Here is a 19,818-nt window from a genome sequence, read left to right as displayed (position 1 = left end):
TTGCCCCCTCTGGCCGCGTCTCCTCTACCACTGACGCCCCTCCACCCCGGCCCGCAACGCATCGGCGATCGCCAGCGCATCACGGCTCGCCGGCACGTTATGAACGCGGAAGATGTCGGCGCCGCGCTCGCGCAGCAGAACACTCGTCGCCGCGGTGGCAAAGTCCGGCTCCGGATCCTCGCGCCCGATCGCGCCGCGCACGAAGCGCTTGCGCGATGTGCCGACGAGCAGCGGATAGCCGAGCGCCAGGAGTTCCCCCATCCGGGCGATCAGCACCATGTTCTCCGGCCCATCCTTGGCGAAGCCAAAGCCCGGATCGAGCACGATCTTCTCGCGCGCGACGCCCGCCGCCTCGGCGATCCGCAGTGAAGCCTCCAAGAAGTGGAACTGGTCTTCGATGACGTCGGGCAGCTTGTCGCGCTCGCGCCCGGTGTGCATCAGGCAGAGGCCGGCGCCGGTCTCCGCCGCGACCGCCGCGATGGCCTGGTCCTTCTGCGCCCCGAACACGTCGTTGACGATGTGCGCGCCCGCCGCCACCGCCAGCCGCGCCGTCTCGGCGCGGTATGTGTCGACCGAGATCAGGCAGTCGGTCCGGCCTGCGAGCGCGGAGATCACCGGGAGGATGCGCCGCTGCTCCTCCTCCGGCGACACGGGCGTCGCGCCCGGCCGGGTGGACTCGCCGCCGATGTCGATGATCTCAGCACCGTCGGCGGCCATCTGCAGCGCCGCCGACACCGCCGCCTCGACACCGGCGTAGCGGCCGCCGTCCGAGAAGCTGTCCGGCGTCACATTGAGGATACCCATGATGCAGGCGCGATCGCCTAGCACCAGTTGGCGGCCGTGTCCGACCTGCCATGTCCCGCCACGTGGCTTCAAAGGCAGCATGCCATTCCCTTCAGATACCCGTTGGCAACCTATCGGTCGCACAATGGTGTTAGGCCAGGTCCTTGTATCAACGCCCGCTTGCGGTAGCGTGGCCAGCTATCCACGACCGCGTCGGAGACGATGATGCTGCGCACTCTCTCGCTTGTCGCGATCCTTTTCGGCACGTCAATGACCGTTCGGGCTGCCGACATCCGCGAACAGACGAAATATTTCTCGGTCACCGGCACCACGCTCGAGGAACTCGACCGCGATCTTGGCCGCAAGGGCCCGTTGATGGCGGGCACGAACATGCGCCATCCCGGCGCCACCGAGGTGAAGTTCGACGGCAAGGTCACCTATCTCCCGGTTGGCGCGCGGTGCAAGGTCGCCCGCACCCAGCTGACGCTGCGGCTGGTCAAGACGCTGCCGAAGTGGACGTCGCCGAAGAGCGCCTCGCCGAGCGTCGCGGTGATCTGGAACACGCTCTCGGACGATATCGCCCGGCACGAGAACGACCACGCGAAGATCGCCCGCAGCTACGTCCGCCGGATGGAAAGCGCCTTGCGCAACCTCGCGCCGGAGAAAACCTGCGAGGCGATGGAAGCCCGCGTCAACGCCGTCAGCGCGCGCTATCTCGCGGCCCATCAGGCCGAGCAGGTTCAGTTCGACGTGGTCGAGGGCCGCGAGATGAACATGCGGCTTCGGCGTCTTTTGAAGCGCAACATCGAGGCCGCTTCGGCAGAATAGCAGCACCGGTCAGGCGCGTTCCAAGGGCACGGCGCCTGGCCGCGGATCAGCGCCGAGACGACAGCCTGCGGCAGCTTGTCGTCCTAGGACTGGCGCTCGGGAATGGTCAGCACCAGGCCGTCGAGTTCGTCGCGGATGCGGATCTGGCAGGAGAGCCGCGAGTTCGGCCGCATGTCGACGGCGAAATCCAGCATGTCCTCTTCCATCGATTCGGGCTCGCCGACGACCGCCGTCCATTCCGCGTCGACGTAGACGTGGCACGTCGCGCAGGCGCAGGCGCCGCCGCATTCGGCATCGATGCCCGGCACCGAATTGCGGATCGCCGCCTCCATCGCCGAGCTGCCGTTGGGCGCCTCGACCTCGTAGCGCTCGCCGCCATGGGTGACGAAAGTGATGTGCGTCATGGAGCCCTGCCGCTTGCGTTTCGTGAGATGGGTTAGCGGCTCGGTCGCGCGGAAGTCAACCGCAGGCTGGAACAGTTCCAGTTAGCGCCAGACCGATCCGGCCGGTGCGCCGCTCAGGCGGGGTTGAGGCCGGTGATGAAGGCGGACGTCCGGCGCATCTCGTCGCCCAGCGCCGCGCGGGCGGTGCCGTCGGCGGGCGCTTGCTCGAACACCTCCGCCGCATCGGCCAAAGCGAAGGCGCCGATGTTGCGCGCCGCGCCCTTCAAGGCGTGGGCGATGTGCCGCCGCTCCTCGTCGGTCGCAAGGTCGATCCGGCAGGCGAAGACCTCGATCTGGCGGCCCATCAGTCCCAGCACCTCCTGCTCCAGCGCGGTGTCACCCAGCGTCTGACGCGACAGGTGGACGAGATCGATCGGCCGTCCACGCGATGGGCACGCGGTCCTTTTGGGAGGCCCGGCGGTGAAGGATGGGTTGGGTTGGCGCATGGCCTCGTCTCCGTCGTCGGGCGTCCTGCGAAGCCCGCGTTTCGGGCTTGCTGCACACCGTCCGTGCGCGGCGCTGGATTCACAGGCGAATGCCGCCCCAGCATTCAATGCTGCCCGTAGATGGTGTAGAGTGGATTAACGTTGCCGGCTCACTTCCACAGGGCGGGCGGACGAAACATGGAACCGTCGACAAAAAACGATGGTTGGCTAAGGGCATAGCCGGGGCTGGACGGTCCGAGACGTCGGACGCCGCCGGCCGAGCCCCTGCCCACCAGCGTCTGCAGGCGAAAAATCTCGGATTTTAGCGTTGTCGTTAACCTTATGTTTAAACTTGTAAGGATCGTCGGGTTTTACGGTTTCTTTCGAAAACGCCCGTAACTACCATGCAAGATGACCAAAGCCGCGCGTGCTCCCTCGGGAGCGCACGCGGATCGTCCCCGAGACTTCAGCCGGATGCACCGGCTTCGGCTCGAGTATCGGGATGCGGCCCTCAGGCGGGTCGGCGTAACGAGTATGAGGCGCGACCGCACATGGCGAACATCAAGACTTCCGACACGCTGCCCGAAGGGGCGCTGGACGAACTCGAAGCCGCGCTGACGGCCGACTTCATGCCCGCGGACGCGACGGCGGAGGCCGAGACCATCGACATCGGTGGCGAGGCCGAGGGCCATGTCGAGGCGGCAACGCTGAGCGCCGACACGATCGACATCGACTTCGCGTTCACCGAATTCGACCGGCAAATCGAGGAGGCGACCGGCGCCTTCCAGTCCGTCGACGTCCCCTTGATGGAAGCGACCACCGGCGCCGCGGTTGGCGCTGCCGCCTTCGCGGCTGCCAACACCGCGACCGCCGCCGCTGCCGCGGGCGGCACCGCCGGGCGCGACGCCGCCGGGACCATCCGCCAGCGGCCACTGGCGCCGTCCTCTTCCGTCTCGGCCTCATCCCCGTCCACACCGGCGTCGCCTGTCGTCGACAGCGCTTCCGCTCCCTCTTCCGCCGGCGCCGGTACCGCTGGTCCGGCTCGACCGACCCCGGCGAGGGACGTCCCTGCAAGCTCGGTCCCGATGACTGCCGCCAATGCTCCCGCCAGCAACCGCAAGGTTCCGGCGAACGACGAGCTGCGCCGTTCCTCGGTGATCGCGCAGGCGATGCTGTCGCGCCGTCCATCGCGCACACCGCTGGTGATCGCCGCCATCGTCTCGGCGCTCTGGTTTGGCCTGGCCGTCTTCCTCGGCTACGGCGTTTATGGCGCCAATCTCTTCACCCTCCCCGGCAGCGCTGCGGAGCTGACCCGCTCGACCGGGCTGCTGGTCGTCACCGCCCTCGCGCTCGCACCGATCCTGCTGATCTTCGCCTTCGCCGTCATGGTCCGCCGCTCGTCCGAGCTGCGGCTGATGAGCCGCTCGATGGCCGAGGTGGCCCTGCGCCTCGCCGAGCCGGAGAGCGTCGCCACCGAGCGCGTCATGAGCGTCGGCCAGGCGGTTCGCCGTGAAGTCTCGGCGCTCGGCGAAGGCGTCGAGCGGGCGCTCGCCCGCACGTCGGAACTCGAGACCTTGGTGCATTCCGAGGTGACCGCGCTGGAACGGTCCTATGCCGACAACGAGGTGCGCATCCGCTCGCTCGTCAACGACCTCGCCGCCGAGCGCGAGGCGATGCTGAGCCATGCCGAGAAGCTGCGCTCGTCCGTCGTCGGTTCGCACCAGCGCCTGGTGGAGGACGTCGACACCGCCTCGCACGAGATCCTCCGCCGCATCGAGGATGCCTCGACCAAGTTCGAGAGCCTCCTCGAAAGCCGCGGCGACGAGCTGTCGCAGATCTACACAGCGCGCAGTGCCGACCTCGCCTCGCTGTTCGAAGACAAGAGCCGCATCGCCAGCGAGCGGCTCGATGCGTCGAGCGAGGGCTTCGTCGCCCGCATCAACCAGAGCGCCGAGGCCGCGACCGAGCGGCTGCAGGTCACCGGCGAGACCGTCACGGGCCTCCTCGAAGCCCGCTCCACGGAGCTTCAGGACCGCACCGAGGCGATGACGCGCACCATCGGCGAGATGAGCGAGACGCTCAGCCAGCGCCTGCAGGTGTCGGGCGATGCCGTCGCAGGCCTCCTGTCGACCCGCACCGAACGGCTGGAGAGCGACGGTAAGACCTTCATGGACGCTCTCGGCGAGACGCTCGATCAGCGCTCGCGCACCCTTACCGACGAGAGCACCCGCTTCCTTGATCTCCTGACCCTTGGCCTGCAGGAGCGCACCGAGCGCGCGGCCGAGATGCTGTCGGAGAAGAACAGCGAGACCATCGGCAACATCGACGAGCGCCTCGACCGGCTGGAGGCAACCCTTACCGACCGCGGCGGCGCCCTGGTCTCGGCCATCGAGACCCGCACCTCGACCATCGTCGAGTCCAGCGACCGCATCGCCAATGCCCTGCAGCAGCGTTCGGTCGAGTTCGCCCGCACGCTCGCCGAGCGCAGCCGCGAGATCTCCGAGGCGGTCGCCACCGCCCAGGGCGAGTTGGCCACCTCCACCGGCGCCGCCGTGGCGCTCGCCGGCTCGACGCTCGAAGGCCGCGCCGCCGAAATCCGCACGCTCCTCGACGAGCGCATTGCCGGCTTCCGGTCGATCATGGACGAGAACGCCGGTAGCTTCAGCCGCACCGTCGACGAGCGCATCGGCTCGCTCGAGTCGGCGCTGAAGAACGGCAACGAAGACCTCGAAACCACCCTCGCTTTCGCCCACCAGAGCCTCATCGGCAATCTCGAGGAGCGCGCCGGTTCGATCGGCGCCTCGATCGAGGGCAATGTCGACCGGCTGCAGACCATCCTCGAGCAGGCTGAGACCTCGCTCGGCGCCGGCACCGACCAGCGCACGAAGAGCATCGCCGACATGCTCGACCAGCGTCGCCTGGCCATCGAAACGCTGCTCGCCGAAAAGGCCGACATCTTCGTGGGTGCGATCGACGATCGCTCGACCCGGTTGTTCGATGGCTTCGACACGCGGGCCGCCAGCTTCGGCACTGATCTTGCCGACCGCATCACGGCCACCGAGAAGCTGCTGCGCGAGACCGAGACTGGCCTCGTGGAGACGCTCGACGCCCGCCATGCTGCCCTCAGCACGGCGCTGGGCGACCGCACAGAGACTTTGCGCAGTCTGGCACAGGAGACGCATGAGACGCTGGTTGGGGCGCTCGACGAGCGTGTCGGCGGTATCCGCACGGCCTTCGAGACGGCCGTCAACGGCATCACCGACGATCTCGTCAGCCGCGTCGAGACGCTGCGCGCCGTGGTCGAAGACTCGCGCAACCAGATCGTCGTCGGCCTCGACGACCGCACCATGACCCTTTCCGGCGATCTCGAAGCCCGCACCCGCCAGCTCAACGAGGGCCTCGACGCCCGTGCCGCCGGCTTGCGCGACATCGTGGAAGCGGCCCGTTCGCAGCTGCTGGATGGCCTCGACGAGCGCATGCAGTCGATCCACTCGCTGGTCGACGGCTCCGAGGGAACGCTGCTGGCCGGCCTCGACCAGCGCACCGTGCGCCTCACCTCCGACCTCGAGACCCGCGCCTCGGACCTCCGCGGCATCGTCGAAGCCGCCCGTACCGAGCTGCTCGGCGGTCTCGACGCGCGGATGCAGTCGATCAACACCCTCGTCGAGGGCTCCGAAGGCACGCTGCTGGCCGGCTTCGACCAGCGCACCGAGCGGCTGTCCGCCGACCTCGAGACCCGCGCATCGGATCTGCGCGACATCGTCGAAGCTGCCCGTGCGCAGCTGCTCGACGGCCTCGAGGAGCGGATGCAGTCGATCAACGCCCTGGTCGACGGTTCCGAGGGAACATTGCTGGCCGGCTTCGACCAGCGCACCGAACGCCTCTCTTCCGACCTCGAAAGCCGCGTGTCGGACCTCCGCAGCGTCGTCGAAGCCGCCCGTGCCCAGCTGCTCGACGGCCTCGACGCCCGCATGCAGTCGATCAACGCTCTGGTCGACGGTTCCGAAGGAGCCTTCCTGGCCGGCATCGATCAGCGGAGCGAACGCCTCTCCTCCGACCTTGAAATCCGTGCTTCGGATCTCCGCGGCATCGTCGAAGCCGCACGTGCGCAGCTGCTCGACGGCCTCGACGCCCGGATGCAGTCGATCAACGCCCTGGTCGACGGTTCCGAAGGCACGCTCCTGGCCGGCCTCGACCAGCGCACCGGACGCCTGTCCTCCGATCTCGAGATGCGCACTTCCGAGCTTCGCGACATGGTCGAAGCGGCCCGCGCCCAGATGGTCGACGGGCTCGACGAACGCATGCAGTCGATCCGCTCCCTGGTCGACGCGTCCGAAGGCACTCTGCTGGCCGGCCTCGACCAGCGCACCGATCGCCTTTCCGTCGAACTCGAGGCGCGCGCGCTGCGTCTTGCCGCCGAGCTCGACCGCGGCAGCGAGAGCCTGACCCAGCGTCTCGACGACCGCATGGGCGTCATCCATAAAATGGTCGACGGCTCGGAAGGCTCGCTCCTCGCCGGCCTCGACCAGCGTGCGGCCCGTCTGTCCTCCGGGCTCGACGACCGCGCGACCCGCCTCGCCACCCTCCTTGAGCGTGGCAGCGAGAGCCTCACCACCCGCCTCGACGAGCGTATGGAGACCATCCACAAGATGGTCGACGGCTCCGAGGGTACGCTGCTCGCCGGTCTCGACCAGCGCACGGAGCGTCTCGTCACTGAACTTGGTCGCGGCAGTGAGCACCTCACCGTGCGTCTCGACGAGAGCGTGCAGCGCTTCACCGCTGCGTTCAGCGATGTCGATGGGCGGCTGGTCGCCGTCCTCGAAGAAAAGCGGGATGGCATTTCCGGGCTTCTCGACGAGGTCACCCGATCGGCGGCGGCAACGCTTGGCGACCGTGCGGACGACGTCCGTCGCTCGATCGAGCAGAGCGTCGAAGAGGTCAGCCGGTCGCTGGAAGCGCGCCGTGCCGATCTCGTCACCGCCCTCGACAACGGCCAGACCGGCCTGACGTCGGCGATCGACCAGCGCACCGACGCCATCTCGACGGCGCTCGAGCGCGGCCTCGGCAATGTCGAGCGCACGCTGAACGCCCGCGCGGCCCTTGTCGCGGACGCCCTGCGCAGCGCCATCACCACCGCTACCGCTACGATGACTGAAGAAGCCGAGCGCGCCCGCGCCGGCCTAGAGGGCGAGACCGTGTCGCTGGCCAGCGCCGTTGCCGGCCTCGGCGGCATCGTCGCCGCCTCCACGGAGGAAGCGCGCCTGAAGATCGCCGACGAAGCCGAGCGGCTGTCCGCCCGCTTTGCCGGCATCGCCGACGACCTGAAAGAGAAGGCAGAGGCCGCGCACGGCGATCTGTCGGCCGAGGGTGGCCGCATCGCCCGCACCGTCGAAAGCGCGTCGGAAACACTGCGCACGCTCGCCGCCGAGGCCCGCGACCGGTTCACCGGCGAGGCCGAGGCCCTGGCACTCTCCGTTGCCGCCGTCTCGAAGGAGATGCGCAACGAGGCGACATCGGTGCGCGAGACGCTGATCGGCGAAGGCGCCGTCTTCGCCACGCAACTTGGCGGCGCATCGCTGGCCATGCGGGCCGAGGCCGAGGCCTCCCGCGAGCGGCTGGCCCTTCTTGCCACCGAGTTCGTCGGCGGCCTGTCGGAAGTCGCCGACAGGCTCCGGGCCGACGCGATCGAGAGCCGCGCCGAGTTCAGCGACCAGGCCGGTGCCCTCGTCGGCGAATTCGCGACGGCGGCAGACCTGCTGCGCGCCGCGGGCGACGAATCGCGCGACCGCTTCCGCCAAGATGCGGCCGTCATCGCCGAGGAAATCATCTCCGCCACCGCCTCGATCGGCGACCGCAGCGAACTCGCCCGGCGGATCATCGCCGAGCAGGCCGCCACGCTGTCGACCGAACTCGACCTCGCATCCGACCGGCTGCGCGATGCCGGCGACGAAAGCCGCGCACTGTTCCGCCGCGACGCTGAAGTCATCGCCGAGGAAATCACCACTGCCACGTCGTCTTTCGGCGCCCGCAGCGACGCGGCCCGGCAGATCATCGCCGAGCAGGCAGCGACCCTCGCGGCCGAGATGGACCGTGTGTCCGATCGTCTGCGCGATGCCGGCGACGAGACCCGAGACCTGTTCCGCCGCGATGCCGCGGTGATCGCCGAGGAGATTGCAGCAGCAGCGGTCGCCATCCGCGAGCGCGGCGAGGAAGCCCGCCACAACATCGGCGACGTCGTCCAGGCCATGGCCGGCCAGGTCACTGGCGCCGTCGACCTGCTGCGCGACGCCAGCGGCGACTCGCGTGACCGGTTCCGTGCCGACGCCGAGGCGATCGCCGCCGAGATCGTCGCCGCGGCCGAGGTCATCCGCCAGCGCAGCGACGAGGCTCGCCTCGTCATCGCAGACAACACCGAGGCCTTCGCCAGCCGCATCGGCGGCGTGTCGGAGCGGATCAGCAGCGAGGCGGATCGTGCGAGCGAGGCCCTCGACGCCCGCAGCGCCAGGTTCGCCAACGAACTCGCCGATCTCTCGCGGGAACTGTCGGAAACCATCGGTGGTTCGTCGACGGCCCTGCGCGGCGAGCTCGACCAGGTGGCGTCGACCATCCGCGGCGAGCTCGACGGTGCCTCGGCATCGATGAAGCGCGAGCTCACCGACATCTCGGGCCGCCTGCGCGATGACGTTGCCGGTGCCTCGGCCATCCTGCTGCGGGATGCCGACATGGCGCGCGACGCGATCATCGCCCAAAGCGCCGAGATCGCCGCGCAGTTCGCCGGCGTCGGCAACCAGATCCGGGTCGAGACCGACCAGGCCCGCGGCCAGCTCATCGAGAGTGCCGCGAGCTTCAGCGAGGAACTGATCGGCAAGATCGCCAGCTCCGAGCGGTCGCTCGCCTCGCGGGCCCGCCTGTTGACGGGCGACCTCGACGAGAAGACCAAGGCGCTGAACGAGCTGCTTGCCGAGCGCAGCGCCGAGATCGCCCGCCTGATCGAGGAAGAGGCCCGCCCGCTGGTCGAGCGCTTCACCGAGAGCGGCACGGCGGTCGCCGAGATGATCGACGTCTCCGCCCGCAACGCGTCGGACCGCCTGCGGTCCGAGAACGCGGCGCTCATCGCAGCCCTCGGCCGCCGCGCCGGGGAAACGGTCGAGACGCTCAGCAAGTCGTCCGGCGAGATCCTTGCCGGCTTCGATGCCCGCACCAATGATGCGGTCGGCCTCGTGACCGACATGCGCGAGGCGCTGTCGCAGGACATCGACGCGCTGATCGACCGCCTGTCGCAGACCAACGGCGCGCTGCGCAGCCTCGTCGAGGAGGCCAGCGGCAATCTCGGCGCGATCGACTCGACACTGCAGGAGACCAGCAGCCGCTTCACCAACGGCGCCGACCGCGCCGTGGAGCAGCTCTCGGCTTCCTCGAAGCTGCTCGACGGCAACCTCGCCCGCCTCGACCAGCTGTCGTCCTCGACCTACGGCAAGGTCGCCTCGATCGCCGAGCGCTTCGACGACCACGGCCACCTGCTGCAGGAGGCGGCTCAGCTGCTCGACTCCGCGCAGTCCAACCTGCAGACGACGCTGGAAGAGCGTCGCGACGGCCTGGAGACCCTCTCCGCCGGCCTCGTCTCGCGCTCGGAGGAGATCGGCGATCTCATGCGGTCGTTCGAGGAGGTCGTCGACGGCCTGTTCGAGCGCACCGAGCAGCGCTCGCGCATGCTCTCCGCCCGCCTGTCGTCGGAAGTCGGCGCCTCGCTCGGCGAGACCGATAAGCAGCTCGAGGCCGTCGAGACCCGCTCGCGGAACGCGGCCTCGGAAATCCGTACGGCGGTTCTGTCGGTGGTCGAGGATGCGACCAAGCGCTTCAGCGGCGCGACCGACGAGATGCGCAAGACCGCGACCGTGATCCGTGAGGAGCTCGGCCAGACCCGCGAGGAGATCAAGCGCGGCGTCTTCGAGCTGCCCGAGCAGGCCCGCGAGAGCACCGAGGCGATGCGCAGGGCGGTGTCCGACCAGATCCGCGCCTTGCGCGATCTCAGCGACATCGTCTCGCAGTCGGGCCGTGCCTTCGACGTCGGCAGCCGGCGTCCGGCAGCCCAGCCGCAGCCGCGCGCCGAACTGCGCCAGTCCGGCCCGTCGGCCGGCGGCCAGACGGCAGCGGTCGCCCAGCGTCCGGCCGAGCCGGAGCGTCGGATCGAGCAGGCAACGCCCGAGCAGCAGGTTGCCGAGGACCGCATGCTAGAGACGCGGATGACGGGGACGCATGGCGCCGAGTTCACCCGCGAACAGCGCGGCACGGCCGAGGTCGAGCGTCCTGCCGCCATGCTGACGCCGAGCGCCGCCCCGCTGCGCCAGGCAGAGGCGAGCGAAGGCAAGAGCGGCGGCTGGGTCTCCGACCTCTTGCGCCGCGCCTCCCGCGAGGAGGACGAGGAAGCCCACGCCGCACCGGAGACGGCGCCTGAACCCGCCAAGGCCGAGGGTCGGTCCGCCGCGCATGTGGTTGAATCGCTGAACTCGCTGTCGGTCGACATCGCCCGGGCGATCGACCACAACGCCTCGGTCGAGCTGTGGGACCGCTACCGCAAGGGCGAACGCAACGTGTTCACCCGCCGGCTCTACACCATGAAGGGCCAGCAGACCTTCGACGAGATCCGCCGCAAGTATCAACGCGACACGGATTTCCGCTCGGCTGTCGACCGCTACATCGCCGACTTCGAGAACCTCCTGACGGACGTCTCCCGCAAGGACACCGACAACACGCTGACGCGGACTTATCTCAGCTCCGACACTGGCAAGGTCTACACCATGCTGGCCCACGCCTCCGGCCGCTTCGACGGCTGACAGGACGGCAACAGCAGCACCTGACCTAGACAAAGGGGCGGTCTCGAAAGAGACCGCCCCTTTTCTCATGGAGGCCAGGGATAGCGCAGGTGCCGCGGGGCTACGGGCCCATCGCAGACGGGCAGCCATCAACTCCTCGGAGGGCGCGATACCCCTCGGAAGCGTCATGTCGGGGAAGGCTCAGAGTTTGTGCTGGGTCATTCGAGGCAACGCCGTCCGATCATTTTGGCCCTCTACTCCGAACCGGTGCGTCGAAGCAGAGCGGTTGGCTCTCTGCCAGAGGCCGTGGACGGTTAGTTTCGAAAGCCAAGGCCGCCGGACGCCCATGCGCTGGCCGCTTCTCACGACGGAGAGCGAACCAAAACTTATTCAATTCTCTTATGGACTTAGCCGGCCAAAGCGACTCTTCAGCGGAACATGAACCAGGCCGACTGGCACGTCTCGCGACGGCTGCTGCCAGGCCCGTGGTCACCATGCACTCCCGCTCCGCAACGGCAGGCCACGCACGAACGCAAAAGGGCCGGACTCCTTTCGAGGAGTCCGGCCCTTTGATGCTTCCGACAGCCGCGGGGTGATGGACTGAAGCCCACCTTCCCTTGAAAAGGCCGACGCTCAGACCAGCGACAGCGTCCAGGCGACGACGTCGGTGGTGGCTTTGGCGAAAGCGGCGTTGAGCGCCGCGACATAGGCGGCCTTGCCGGCGGTGGTGCTGGTGTCGACACCGCCAACGGCGGCGGTCGCGGTGAAGACGCGCGTTGCACGGACAGTTCCGTTGCGGTCGTTCAGCGCCTTGACGGAGAACTCGACGACCGCGGTATTGCCCTTGTCGACGTCGACCTCGAACTTCCGGATGGCGACGACGACCTGATAGTCGATGGCGAGGCCCTGCCCCGGCACGCCGACGGCCGCGAGCCGGCCGGTGTTCTCGAAGGCCTGGACGAAGCGCGCCTGCACCAGCGCCGGCAGGCGATCGCTCCACTGACTCTGGCCGAGATATTCGACCGTATAGGGCGTCGGCTTGATGACGATCTGGTTGCCGTCGAGCGTTTTGGTGGCCGTCGGCTCGGGGATCAGGATCTGCACCTTGGTCCGGGCACTCGTCCGGGCTTCCGTCCTCGGCGCGGAGAGCTCGTAGGTGTCCGGCGGCGTGGTGCCGCTGAGCGAGGCGCAGCCGGCTAGGGCGAGCGCCAGGGAAGCGACCAGGGTCGTCCGGATCGATGCATGCATGGTCTTTTCCTCAACGCCCGGCGGAAGCATCCGCCCACTCTGTCGCGGCCAGAGCACGATCTTCAAACGCGCCGGCCGGTGTCAATGCCTTAGCTCGGCCGCGGTGGTCTTCCCCGCGCGGCCGCTGGTTGCCTTTACCGCCGCTTGCGGCCGTCGAACTGCTTCACCTCGTCGCCGCCGAAGATGATGCGGCTCGGATTGGCCTGGAAGTCGGTGACCGCGCCCTCGATGCGGTTGACCGACCGGGTCACGTCCCGCACCAGCGTCCGCACCTCGTTGAGGCCGTTGCCGGAGAAGTTCTGGATGTTGTCGGCGATCGGCCCGATGCGCGCATTGATGCTGGCGGCCGTCTGGCGGATGGCGGCGAGAGTCTGGCTCGCTTCCTTGGCAAGGCCCTCGGTGCTGTCGGCATTGAGCAGCCGGTCGAGCGAGGCGAGCACGGTGTCGAGGCGTGTCGAGGCGGTGTTGACCTTGCTCGAGATCGCCACGGCGTTGTCGATCACCCGCTTGATGTCGTTGCGGCGGGCGCCGACGTCGTTGGCGACCCCGGCGATCGAGTCGGCAGCCCGGGCGACGTTGCGGGTGGCCGACGAGACGTCGGTCATGGTCCGATTGACGACGTCCGGATCGACGCCGGCGAGGATGGCGTCGACGCGGCCGCGGGTGCCGTTGAAGCCGGTCAGCGTCGTGTCGACGGTCCGCAGTGCCGTATCGAGGCCGTCGATCACGGACTGGATCTGCGGTGTCTTGGCCCGGACGCCTGCGACGAGGGCAGCGGCGTTGTCGACCACCTCGGAAATGCGGCGGCGATCGATGCCCGAGACCAGAGCACTGGCGTCGTCGAGCGTGCGGTTCAGCTTGATTGTCGCCGCACTGGCGTTTTCGCCGATCGGGCCGAGGTTGGCGAGGAAGCCGTTGATCGCCGGCCCGTTTGCCGCGACGCTGTCGGTGACGGTTTTCAGGTTGCGGGTGACACCCGACACGTTGGTGATGACTTCGCCGATCGCCTCACGCTGCGCGCCGATGAGGGTCGAGACCTCGGAGACGTTGCGGGCGGCGGCCGAGATGTTGTCGATGGTGGAGGTGACTTCCGTCGGATTGACGGCCGCCAGGATCCGGTCGGCAGATCCGAGCGCCGAGTCCAGCTTGGTTGCGACGCTCGTGGCAGTATCGGAGATCGGGCCGAGATTGGACAGGAAGCGGTCGATCCCCGGCGTGTTCTTCTGGATGGTGTCGCCGACGCGGCCGACACTGGTGGCGGCTGTCTTCACGGAGTCGACGACGCCGGCGATGTTGTCCGCCTGCGCGCGCAAGGTCGTCGACATAGCCGCGACGTTGTCGACGGTGGTGCGCACCGATTCCGGATTGACGGCTTCGATGACGTTCTGCGCCGAGCGGATGGCGTCGGGAAGCGCTTCGGCGACGGTGTTCGCCGTTCCCGCGAGGCGGCTGACGCTCTGCAGGAAGTCGTCGATCTGGTTGGAATTCTTCGCGAGGCTGTCGGTGAAGACCTTCACGTTCTCGGATGTCGCGGTGATGTTGCCCGCGGTCGTGCGCACGGCCGGGCCGACGTCCTTCACCATGCCCTCGAACTGCGAGAGGATGTTGTCGGCGCGCTGGGCGATGTCCTTGGCGGTGGCGAGGATGTCGGTCACATCGGACGGATCGGCCTTGATAACCGGCACGGCGCCTTGCTCGCGGGCATAGGCGATGATGTTGCGCTCGGTGTTGTCGCCGCCCTTCAGCTCGATGAAGGCCTGGCCGGTCAGGCCGGCAAAGCCGATGGTCGCGCGGGTCGAGGTGGTGATCGGCGTGGTCCCGTCGACCCGCGTGGTGGCGATGACGACGCGCGGATTGTTCGGATCGATCCGGAGATTGCGGACGTCACCGACCTTCAGGCCGTTGAACAGCACCTGGCTGCCGACGCTGAGGCCAGTGACCGAACCCTCGATCCGTACCAGCAGTGGCGTCTGGGTATCGTCGCCCGAGACATTGGCAGACCACCAGACGAAGCCGAAGCCGAGCACCAGCACGACCACCGAGAAGATGCCGACCAAAACATAATTGGCTCTGGTTTCCATCACTTCGTTCCCTTGCTGGCGCCGGCGGACTTGTCCTGGTGCACGATGGTGCGAGCACGCTTGCCGTGGAAATAGGATTTGACCCAAGGGTCATCGAAGGCGAGCATGGTCTCGAGCGGCCCCTCGACCATCACCTTCTTGTTGCCGAGAACGGCGATGCGGTCGCAGGCCTGGTACAGGCTGTCGAGATCGTGGGTCACCATGTACACGGTGAGACCCAGCGTATCGCGCAGCGTCATGATCAATTCATCGAAATCCGCCGCGCCGATCGGGTCGAGGCCGGAGGTCGGCTCGTCGAGGAAGACGATGTCGGGATCGAGCGCCAGCGCGCGCGCCAGACCGGCGCGCTTGATCATGCCGCCGGACAGCTCGGACGGAAATTTCTCCGCCGCATCCGGAGCAAGACCGACAAGATCGATCTTCAACCGCGCCAGCTCGTCCATCAGCGCCGGCGACAGGTCGAGATATTCGCGCATCGGCACCTGGATGTTCTCCAGCACCGAGAGCGAGGAGAACAGTGCGCCTTGCTGGAAGAGAACGCCCCAGCGCTGCTCGACCGCCAGCCGCTCGTCGTCATTAGCCTTGTCGTAGTCGATGCCGAAAACCTCGATCGTGCCCGACTGTTTCTGGTTCAGGCCGAGGATCGTGCGCAGCAGAACCGACTTGCCCTGACCGGAACCGCCGACGAAGCCGAGGATCTCGCCGCGACGCACGTCGAGCGACAGCCCATCCAGCACGGTCTTGGTGCCAAAGGTCACGGTGACGTCGCGGGCGCGGATGATGATGTCGTCGTCGTCTCCCCCTTTTTCGGGGGCCGGTGCGGGAGAAGGCGCACCGTTGCCGGTCGCCGTCACCGCGGCATCGTCTTGTGCGGCGGGCGGGCCGCGGCCAGACGGGTCAGAATCCGATGGATGCATAAAAGATCGCAAAGAAAGCATCCACGAGGATGACGAGGAAAATGGATTTGACGACGGAGGTGGTGACGTGGAGGCCGAGGCTCTCGGCGCTGCCGCCGACCTTCATGCCCTCGGCCGAGGCGACAACGCCGATGATGATCGCCATGAACGGCGCCTTGATCAGGCCGGCGAGGATGGTGCCGATGTCGATCGCCTCGCGCAGCCGCTGGACGAAGGCGGCCGGCGGAATGCCGGAATAGATCCAGGTGACGACGATAGCGCCGGCAAGGCCCATCAGGTCGGCGATGAAGGCCAGCAGCGGCAATACCAGCGTCAGCGCCACCAGGCGAGGGAAGACGAGGACGCCGATCGGGTTGAGGCCGATCACCTGAAGGGCGTCGACTTCCTCGCGCATCTTCATCGAACCGATTTCGGCGGTGATGGCGCTGCCGGAGCGGCCGGCGATCATGATGGCGGTCAGCAGCACGCCGATCTCGCGCAGCTGCAGAATTCCGACGAGATCGACGACGAAGATCTCGGCGCCGAAGTTCCGCAGCTGGAAGGCGCCCTGCTGGGCGATGACCGCACCGATCAGGAAGCTCATCAGCGCGATAATGGGCACCGCGCGAACGCCCATCCTGTCCATCTGGGTGATGATCGCCGGCAAGCGTAGCTGCGTCTTGCCGGTGACGCGGCGGCCGGCGCCGTAAATCGAGGAGCCGATGATGTTAAGGCCGACGACGACCTCGTCATAGAGCCCGTAGACGCTCCTCCCGATCCCGTCGAGCGCGGCTATCACGCGGTTGCGCTTGGCAACCTCAGGCTCCGGGCGCACCCGGTCGATCGCGGCACGTACCGCCTCGAACAGTGCCCCGTCCTTCTCCCGCACGCCCGACATCTCGACCGAGCGACCGCCGTCGGAAAGCTGGCGCGACATTTTTTCAACCAGCAGCGCGCCGGCGGTATCGACCCGCCCGACGCTGCCGAGGTCGATCGTTACGGACTTGCCGAGGTCGGACTTGCCCGTATCTGAAACCGTCTTCTCGATGCTGCCGATGGTCCGTGCCAGCCAGTCGCCGGAAAGAGTCAGCACGAGGCCGCCTTCACCCTTGTCAGCGACCAGGGCAGGCGCCGTTGTGCGGCGCCCATCCTTGTCGGCGCGTGTCTCGGCGGCTGGGTTGTCCGTCATGCCTGTGGTCGAAACCTTCTATCGCCCGATACTCGGACACCTTATGCCAAGAAGCGTCCGTGGCCTGACATGCCCGGCGGCGCCCGCCCGACGTTGCGGCGCTCCCTAGCGCGCGGCGTCGTTAACCGTCCATACACGGTTTGTCATCGCAATCCGCGATGCGCTCGAACAGGCCGAGGAATTTTCATGCCGCGTCGTCTTTCAGTCACAGTCGAGCGCTTTCAGCTCGCCACGGCCTTCACCATTTCCAGGGGGTCGAAAACCGAGGCGGTCGTCGTCGTCGCCACGCTTTCCGACGGCGATAAGCGCGGCCGCGGCGAATGCGTTCCCTATGCTCGCTACGGGGAGACGGTCGAGAGCGTGACGGCGGCGATCGAAGCCGTGCGTCCGCTGATCGAGAAAGGCCTGTCGCGCAAGGGCATGCAGGCTTCCATGCCGGCAGGCGCCGCCCGGAACGCTGTCGATTGCGCGCTCTGGGATCTCGAGGCGAAGCTGGACGGCACCTCCGTCGCGGCACTGGTCTGCCCGTCGCCGCCAAGAGCGCTGGAAACCGCCTATACGATATCGCTCGGAACCCCCGAGGCGATGGCCACGGCAACGCGGGCAGCGGGCGGCCGGGGTCTCCTCAAGATCAAGCTCGGCGCGCCGGAGGGCGACATCGCCCGCATCCGCGCCGTGCACGCGGCCGCTTCAGGAGCGCGGCTGATTCTCGACGCCAACGAAGGCTGGACGGCGGAAAACCTTGCCGAGAACATGCAGGCCGCAGCCTCTGCCGGCGCCGTTCTCATCGAGCAACCGCTGCCGGTCGGCCAGGACGACGCCCTTGCCACCCTCGCCCATCCGGTACCGGTCTGCGCCGACGAATCGCTGCACGAGACGCAGGATCTCGCCGCGCTGGTCGGCCGCTACGACTTCGTCAACGTCAAGCTCGACAAGACCGGCGGGCTGACTGAGGCGCTGCATCTCGTCACGGAAGCCCGCCGGCACGGCTTCGGGGTGATGGTCGGCTGCATGGTCTCGAGCTCGCTCGCGATGGCTCCGGCGGTCCTGCTCGGCCAGACCGCCGACCTGATCGACCTCGACGGCCCGCTGCTGCTGGCGTCGGACCGACCCGACGGACTGGTCTACGATGGCGAGACAGTCGCCCCGCCAACGTCGGCTCTATGGGGATAGACTCAGCCCTACCCCGCCATCGGCAGCGGTACGGCAACCGGTGGGCGGGCCGAGACGGTGTCGATGAAGATGTCGGCGCAGGTGGACCAGGTGAAGGCGCGCGAGCGCTCCAGCGCCTCCGCCCGGTCGAGACCTAGGGCGGCGAGGCAAGCGGTGCGCAGGTCGTCCGAGATGCAGCCGGCGCGGGTGCCGGCGATCACGTCGAGCGGGCCGGGCTCCGGGTAGGCGGCGACCGGTACGCCGCAGGCCAGCGCCTCGATCAGCACGATGCCGAAAGTATCGGTCTTCGACGGGAAAACGAAGACGTCGGCGCTGGAATAGTGGCTCGCCAGCATCTCGCCGGTCTGCGACCCCGCGAAATGCACTTTTGGATAGCGCTGCCGCAGTTCCGCCAAAGCCGGGCCGTCGCCGACGACGACCTTCGATCCCGGCAGGTCGAGCATCAGGAAGGCCTCAAGGTTCTTTTCCGGCGCGACGCGCGAGACGGTGAGGAAGATCGGGCCGGGCAGACCGAAATCGATCGGCTCGCGCGGCTTGAACACCGTGGTGTCGACGCCGCGCGTCCAGGTGACGAGGTTCTTAAAGCCGCGCTCGGCAAGGTCCCGCCGAACCGCCTCGGTCGGCACCAGGCACGCGCTAGCGGCGGCATGGAAACGGCGGAGGTAGGCATAACTGAAGCGTTCGGGGATCGGCACGCGCTGGCGCAGGTATTCCGGAAAACGAGTGTGGAAGCTCGTGGTGAAGCTCCGACCGGCGGCGATGGCGGCCCGGCGTGTCGCCATGCCGATCGGTCCTTCGGTGGCGATGTGGATGGCCTGCGGCCTGAACTCGGCGATGATCCGCCCCAGCCGGTAGGAACTCGCCAGTGCCAGACGGATCTCCGGATAGGTCGGCATCGGCACGGTGCGAAAATCCTGCGGCGAGACGACGAGCACGTCGTGGCCGCGGCCGCGCAGCTCGTCGGCAAGGCTCGACAGCGTGCGCACCACGCCGTTGATCTGCGGCGTCCAGGCGTCGGTGGCGATCAGGATCCGCATCAGGCTGCCTCCACCGCAGAAGTCTGGCGCTCGGCGGCCGGCATGGCGGCGATGCCGTCGGCCAGAGCCTCCGCCTGCGCGCGCGCCTTGCTGGCCGCCGCCGTCCAGTAGATCAGCTCGAACGAGCCGTCATGGCGCTCGCCGACCGCGGTGCAGCTTTCCACCCAGTCGCCGGTATTGATGTATTCGACGCCGCCGCGCCGGGCGATCTGCGCATGGTGGATGTGGCCGCAGATGATGCCGTCGCAGCCGTGCCGCACCGCCTCTTCGGCCAGCAACGTCTCGAAGGCGCCGATGAAGTTGACGGCGTTCTTGACCTTGAGCTTGGCCCAGGACGACAGCGACCAGTAGGGAAAGCCCAGCGCCCGGCGCAGCTTGTTGAAGACGACGTTGACGGCGATGGCGGTGTCGTAGGCCCAGTCGCCGAGATAGGCGATGAGCCGGGCATTGCGCACGACGACGTCGAACTCATCGCCATGCATCACAAGGAATCGCCTTCCGTCGGCGGTCACATGGACGTCGTTCTGCTTGACCTCGATGCCGCCGAAGTGCTGGCCGGGAAAGTCGCGCAAGAACTCGTCGTGATTGCCGGGGATATAGACGACGTCGCACCCCTTGCGCGCCTTGCGCAGCAGCTTCTGGACGACGTCGTTGTGCGACTGCGGCCAGTGCCAGGCCCGCTTCAGCCGCCAGCCGTCGACGATGTCGCCGACGAGATAGAGCTTCTCGCAGTCGTGCAGGCGGAGGAAGTCGATCAAGAGCTCGGCCTGGGCGGCCTTGGAGCCGAGATGCACGTCGGAGATGAACAGCGTGCGGAAGTGTCGCGCCGTGGTCAGCTGATGCATGGTCGCCATCCTGTTCGCTCCCCTCGCCCTCCTGCCAATGGCCGATTCTCATTGCAT

12 protein-coding genes are annotated in these 19,818 nt (G+C 67.8%); 3 read left to right on the top strand and 9 right to left on the bottom strand.

The window, feature by feature from the left end:
• Positions 1-24: 24 nt before the first annotated feature.
• A complete protein-coding gene (gene folP / locus ACZLZQ_RS13640; RefSeq protein ID WP_472949806.1) occupies positions 25-885 on the bottom strand; it encodes a dihydropteroate synthase in 861 nt (286 codons plus the stop codon).
• A gap of 123 nt (positions 886-1,008) precedes the next feature.
• Here folP and ACZLZQ_RS13635 point away from each other — a divergent pair, with 123 nt between their 5' ends.
• Positions 1,009-1,611 (top strand): DUF922 domain-containing Zn-dependent protease, encoded by a 603-nt coding sequence (locus tag ACZLZQ_RS13635; RefSeq protein ID WP_472935018.1) that lies wholly within the window; start codon positions 1,009-1,011, stop codon positions 1,609-1,611.
• A gap of 83 nt (positions 1,612-1,694) precedes the next feature.
• Here ACZLZQ_RS13635 and ACZLZQ_RS13630 read toward each other — a convergent pair whose 3' ends face one another.
• On the bottom strand, positions 1,695-2,015 hold the full coding sequence (locus ACZLZQ_RS13630) for a 2Fe-2S iron-sulfur cluster-binding protein (protein WP_472935017.1): 321 nt from the start codon (positions 2,013-2,015) through the stop codon (positions 1,695-1,697).
• A 113-nt stretch (positions 2,016-2,128) separates the two neighbouring features.
• Positions 2,129-2,500, bottom strand: a complete 372-nt coding sequence (locus ACZLZQ_RS13625; protein ID WP_472949805.1) for an Hpt domain-containing protein — start codon at positions 2,498-2,500, stop codon at positions 2,129-2,131.
• Positions 2,501-3,030: 530 nt separating this feature from the next.
• Here ACZLZQ_RS13625 and ACZLZQ_RS13620 point away from each other — a divergent pair.
• A complete protein-coding gene (locus tag ACZLZQ_RS13620; RefSeq protein ID WP_472949804.1) occupies positions 3,031-11,313 on the top strand; it encodes an apolipoprotein A-IV repeat region-like domain-containing protein in 8,283 nt (2,760 codons plus the stop codon).
• A gap of 612 nt (positions 11,314-11,925) precedes the next feature.
• On the opposite strand, the gene ACZLZQ_RS13615 is transcribed toward ACZLZQ_RS13620, so the two are convergent.
• The 4 genes from ACZLZQ_RS13615 to ACZLZQ_RS13600 form a co-directional block, all read right to left on the bottom strand.
• A complete protein-coding gene (locus ACZLZQ_RS13615; RefSeq protein WP_472949803.1) occupies positions 11,926-12,540 on the bottom strand; it encodes an ABC-type transport auxiliary lipoprotein family protein in 615 nt (204 codons plus the stop codon).
• A 134-nt stretch (positions 12,541-12,674) separates the two neighbouring features.
• Positions 12,675-14,621: an MlaD family protein gene (locus ACZLZQ_RS13610; protein ID WP_472949802.1), complete on the bottom strand. Its 1,947-nt coding sequence runs from the start codon at positions 14,619-14,621 to the stop codon at positions 12,675-12,677.
• Positions 14,621-15,403, bottom strand: a complete 783-nt coding sequence (locus ACZLZQ_RS13605) for an ABC transporter ATP-binding protein (protein WP_472935178.1) — start codon at positions 15,401-15,403, stop codon at positions 14,621-14,623. The genes ACZLZQ_RS13610 and ACZLZQ_RS13605 overlap by 1 nt, the downstream gene beginning before the upstream one ends.
• Positions 15,404-15,518: 115 nt before the next feature.
• Positions 15,519-16,706 carry an ABC transporter permease gene (locus ACZLZQ_RS13600; RefSeq protein WP_472949801.1) on the bottom strand — a complete coding sequence of 396 codons (1,188 nt, stop codon included), beginning with the start codon at positions 16,704-16,706 and terminating at the stop codon, positions 15,519-15,521.
• Between the two features lie 186 nt (positions 16,707-16,892).
• Here ACZLZQ_RS13600 and dgcA point away from each other — a divergent pair, with 186 nt between their 5' ends.
• Positions 16,893-17,879 carry an N-acetyl-D-Glu racemase DgcA gene (gene dgcA, locus ACZLZQ_RS13595; RefSeq protein ID WP_472949800.1) on the top strand — a complete coding sequence of 329 codons (987 nt, stop codon included), beginning with the start codon at positions 16,893-16,895 and terminating at the stop codon, positions 17,877-17,879.
• Between the two features lie 8 nt (positions 17,880-17,887).
• Here the strand turns inward: dgcA and ACZLZQ_RS13590 are convergent, their stop codons facing one another.
• Positions 17,888-18,916, bottom strand: a complete 1,029-nt coding sequence (locus ACZLZQ_RS13590) for a glycosyltransferase family 4 protein (protein WP_472949799.1) — start codon at positions 18,914-18,916, stop codon at positions 17,888-17,890.
• A complete protein-coding gene (locus ACZLZQ_RS13585) occupies positions 18,916-19,770 on the bottom strand; it encodes a UDP-2,3-diacylglucosamine diphosphatase (RefSeq protein ID WP_472949798.1) in 855 nt (284 codons plus the stop codon). The genes ACZLZQ_RS13590 and ACZLZQ_RS13585 overlap by 1 nt, the downstream gene beginning before the upstream one ends.
• Positions 19,771-19,818: the final 48 nt, after the last annotated feature.

Source organism: Mesocryomonas lacus (assembly GCF_055730105.2).
Note: the sequence above shows the minus strand (reverse complement) of the source record. Positions and strands in the feature narration are given on the sequence as shown.

Bases quoted from the DNA above. Each gene is read 5' to 3' on its own strand.
- folP (WP_472949806.1), bottom strand. From the start codon at position 885: ATGCTGCCTTTGAAGCCACGTGGCGGGACATGGCAGGTCGGACACGGC.
- ACZLZQ_RS13635 (WP_472935018.1), top strand. From the start codon at position 1,009: ATGCTGCGCACTCTCTCGCTTGTCGCGATCCTTTTCGGCACGTCAATG.
- ACZLZQ_RS13630 (WP_472935017.1), bottom strand. From the start codon at position 2,015: ATGACGCACATCACTTTCGTCACCCATGGCGGCGAGCGCTACGAGGTC.
- ACZLZQ_RS13625 (WP_472949805.1), bottom strand. From the start codon at position 2,500: ATGCGCCAACCCAACCCATCCTTCACCGCCGGGCCTCCCAAAAGGACC.
- ACZLZQ_RS13620 (WP_472949804.1), top strand. From the start codon at position 3,031: ATGGCGAACATCAAGACTTCCGACACGCTGCCCGAAGGGGCGCTGGAC.
- ACZLZQ_RS13615 (WP_472949803.1), bottom strand. From the start codon at position 12,540: ATGCATGCATCGATCCGGACGACCCTGGTCGCTTCCCTGGCGCTCGCC.
- ACZLZQ_RS13610 (WP_472949802.1), bottom strand. From the start codon at position 14,621: ATGGAAACCAGAGCCAATTATGTTTTGGTCGGCATCTTCTCGGTGGTC.
- ACZLZQ_RS13600 (WP_472949801.1), bottom strand. From the start codon at position 16,706: ATGACGGACAACCCAGCCGCCGAGACACGCGCCGACAAGGATGGGCGC.
- dgcA (WP_472949800.1), top strand. From the start codon at position 16,893: ATGCCGCGTCGTCTTTCAGTCACAGTCGAGCGCTTTCAGCTCGCCACG.
- ACZLZQ_RS13590 (WP_472949799.1), bottom strand. From the start codon at position 18,916: ATGCGGATCCTGATCGCCACCGACGCCTGGACGCCGCAGATCAACGGC.
- ACZLZQ_RS13585 (WP_472949798.1), bottom strand. From the start codon at position 19,770: ATGGCGACCATGCATCAGCTGACCACGGCGCGACACTTCCGCACGCTG.